At 71.6% G+C, this 3,413-nt stretch carries 1 protein-coding gene; it reads left to right on the top strand.

Annotation, left to right across the window (positions count from 1 at the left end; genetic code table 11):
- Positions 1–3,413, top strand: a 3,413-nt coding sequence (locus tag A9X04_RS21645) for a non-ribosomal peptide synthetase (protein ID WP_156764472.1), incomplete at both ends; no start/stop codon positions are given.

Below are 3,413 nucleotides of genomic sequence, written 5' to 3'. Positions count from 1 at the left end.
CTCGTCACCCTCGACACCCTGCCCGTCACCCTCAACGGCAAACTCGACACCCGCGCCCTGCCCGCACCCGAATACACCAACTCCGGCTACCGCGCCCCGACCAATCCCACCGAGGAGATCCTGGCCGGCATCTACGCACAGGTGCTCGGCGTCGAGCGGGTCGGCATCGACCAATCGTTCTTCGACCTCGGCGGAGACAGCATTTCGGCGATGCGCGTGATCGCCGCGGTCAACACCGACCTCGACAAGTACCTCTCGGTGCGCGCCATCTTCGAAGCGCCCACCATCGCCCAATTGGCACCCCGGGTCGGCGAGGGCGCGGGAGGCCTCGCGCCGCTGGTGGCCGGCCCCAGACCGGCGGTCGTCCCCCTGTCGTTCGCCCAGAGCCGGTTGTGGTTCCTCGACCAATTGCAGGGCCCGTCACCGGTTTACAACATGGCCGCCGCCATGCGCCTGCGTGGTCGGCTCGACGCGCAGGCGCTCGGGGCGGCGCTGGCCGACGTGGTGGCCCGCCACGAGAGCCTGCGGACCGTGTTCGCCGCACCCGAGGGCACGCCACAGCAGGTGGTCATCCCCGCCGAGCGGGCCGACTTCGGCTGGCGGTTCATCGACGCGGCTGACTGGTCGGCGAGCCGACTGGACGAGGCCGTCAAGGCCGCGGCCCGCGAGACCTTCGACCTGGCCACCGATATCCCGTTGCGCGCCTCGCTTTTCCGCGTGGCCGGCGACGACCATGTGTTGGTGGCTGTCGTCCATCACATCGCCGCCGACGGTTGGTCGTTGCGGCCGCTGGCCGCCGATCTGGGCATCGCGTACGCCGCCCGCTGCGCGGGGGAGCCCCCGCAGTGGCCCGAATTGCCGATCCAATACGTGGATTACACGCTGTGGCAGCGCGCGCAGTTCGGCGACCTGAAGGACAGCGACAGCCCCATCGCCGCCCAGCTGGCCTACTGGGAAGAAGCCCTGGCCGGCATGCCGGAGCGGTTGCAGCTGCCCACCGACCGGCCCTACCCGCAGGTCGCCGACCAGCGTGGGGCCACGGTGGCGATCGACTGGCCCGCCGACTTGCAGCAGCAGGTCACCGCGGTCGCCCGCGAGCACAATGCGACCAGCTTCATGGTGGTGCAGGCCGCGCTGGCGGTGCTGCTGTCCAAGGTCGGCGCGAGCAGCGATGTGGCGGTGGGCTTCCCGATCGCCGGACGCCGCGACCCCGCGCTCGACGACTTGGTCGGGTTCTTCGTCAACACCCTGGTGCTGCGGGTCGACCTGAAAGAGCTAGGCGGCGATCCCACCTTCGCCGACCTGTTGGACCGGGTGCGCACCCGTAGCCTGGAGGCCTTCGAACATCAGGACGTGCCGTTCGAGGTGCTGGTGGAGCGGGTCAACCCGACCCGGAGCCTGACCCATCACCCGCTGATCCAGGTGATGCTGGCCTGGCAGAACTTCGGTGGGCAGGACAACGACCCCGCGACCGGACTGGCGCTGGGCGACGTTCGGGTCAGCTCGATGCCGCTGGACACTCAGGTCGCCCGCATGGACCTGACGTTCTCGCTGGCCGAGCGCTGGACCGAGGCCAACGAGCCCGCCGGAATCGGCGGGCGGGTGGAGTTCCGCACCGACGTGTTCGACGCGGAGAGCATCGAGACACTGGTCGGACGGTTGCAGCGGGTGCTGGCGACGATGACCACGGATCCCGGCCGCTCCGTCTCGTCGGTCGACCTGCTCGACGCGGCCGAGCATGCCCGCCTCGACGAGATCGGCAACCGGGCGGCGCTGACCGCACCAGTTACCGCGCCGATGTCGATTCCCGAAGCGTTCGCCGCGCAGGTGGCGCGCACGCCGGATACGCCGGCGCTCGGTTGCGGTCAGTGGTCGTGGACGTATCGGGAGCTGGACGAGGCGTCGAACCGGTTGGCGCATGCGTTGATCGGCACCGGTGCGGGCCCGGGCGAGGTTGTGGCACTGATGTTTTCGCGTTCGGCCGAGGCGATCGTGGCGATCCTCGCCGTGCTCAAGACCGGCGCGGCCTACCTGCCCATCGACCCCGCCCACCCGGCGGCCCGCATCGGCTTCATGCTCACCGACGCCGCCCCCGTGGCGGTGGCCACCACCGCCGACCTGGCCCACCGGCTGGACGGCCACGACGTGGCGGTCATCGACGTGGACGATCCCGCCGTCGAGGCCCAGCCCGCCACCGCCCTGCCCGGGCCCAGCGCGGAGGACATCGCCTACCTCATCTACACCTCGGGGACGACCGGACTGCCCAAGGGCGTGGCGGTGAGCCACCGCAACGTGACGCAGCTGATGGCGTCGGTGGACGCCAGCCTGCCGGACGCCGGGGTGTGGTCGCAGTGGCACTCCTACGGCTTCGACGTGTCGGTCTGGGAGATCTTCGGCGCGCTGCTGCGCGGGGGGCGCCTGGTGGTGGTCCCCGACGCGGTGGTCCGGTCCCCGGAGGACCTGCACGCCCTGCTGATCGCGGAGCGCGTCACTGTCCTGAGCCAAACCCCTTCTGCCGCAGCCATGTTGGACCCGCAGGGCTTGGAGTCGGCCGCCCTGGTCGTCGCCGGCGAGGCCTGCCCGACGGACCTGGTCGACCGGTGGGCGCCCGGCCGCCTGATGATCAACGCCTACGGCCCCACCGAGACCACGGTGTACGCGGCGATCAGCGCAGCCCTCGACCCCGGTTCCCCGGTGGTGCCGATCGGCTCCCCGGTGGCCGGCGCGGCGTTGTTCGTCCTCGACGAGTCCCTGCGGCCGGTGCCGCCCGGGGTGGTCGGCGAGCTGTACGTGGCCGGGGCCGGACTGGCGCGCGGGTACTGGCGGCGCGCAGCGCTGACGGCGTCGCGGTTCGTGGCCTGCCCGTTCGGCGGGCCGGGGGCACGGATGTATCGCACCGGCGACCTGGTCTGCTGGGGCGCCGACGGGCAGCTGCAGTACCTGGGCCGCGCCGATGACCAGGTCAAGATCCGCGGCTACCGCATCGAACTCGGCGAGATCCAGGCGGCGCTGGCCGAGCTCCGCGGGGTGCGTCAGGCGGCCGTCGTCGCCCGTGAGGACCGGCCCGGCGAGAAGCGCCTGGTCGGCTACGTCACCGGGTCGGCGGACCCGGCCGAGCTCCGTACCGCCCTGTCCGAACGGCTGCCCGCGTACATGGTGCCGGCCGCCGTGGTTGCGCTCGACGCGCTGCCGCTGACAGCCAACGGCAAGCTCGACGTCCGCGCCCTGCCCGCGCCGGAGTACTCCGACGCCGATCGCTATCGCGCCCCGGGCAACCCCGTCGAGGAGATCCTGACCGGGATCTACGCCCAAGTGCTCGGTGTCGAGCGGGTGGGCGTCGACGACTCCTTCTTCGACCTGGGCGGCGACAGCATCTCCTCGATGCAGGTGGTGACGCGGGCCCGCGCCGCCGG

This window comes from Mycobacterium sp. E3247, assembly GCF_001667785.1.
GTDB lineage: Bacteria > Actinomycetota > Actinomycetes > Mycobacteriales > Mycobacteriaceae > Mycobacterium.
Note: the sequence above shows the minus strand (reverse complement) of the source record. Positions and strands in the feature narration are given on the sequence as shown.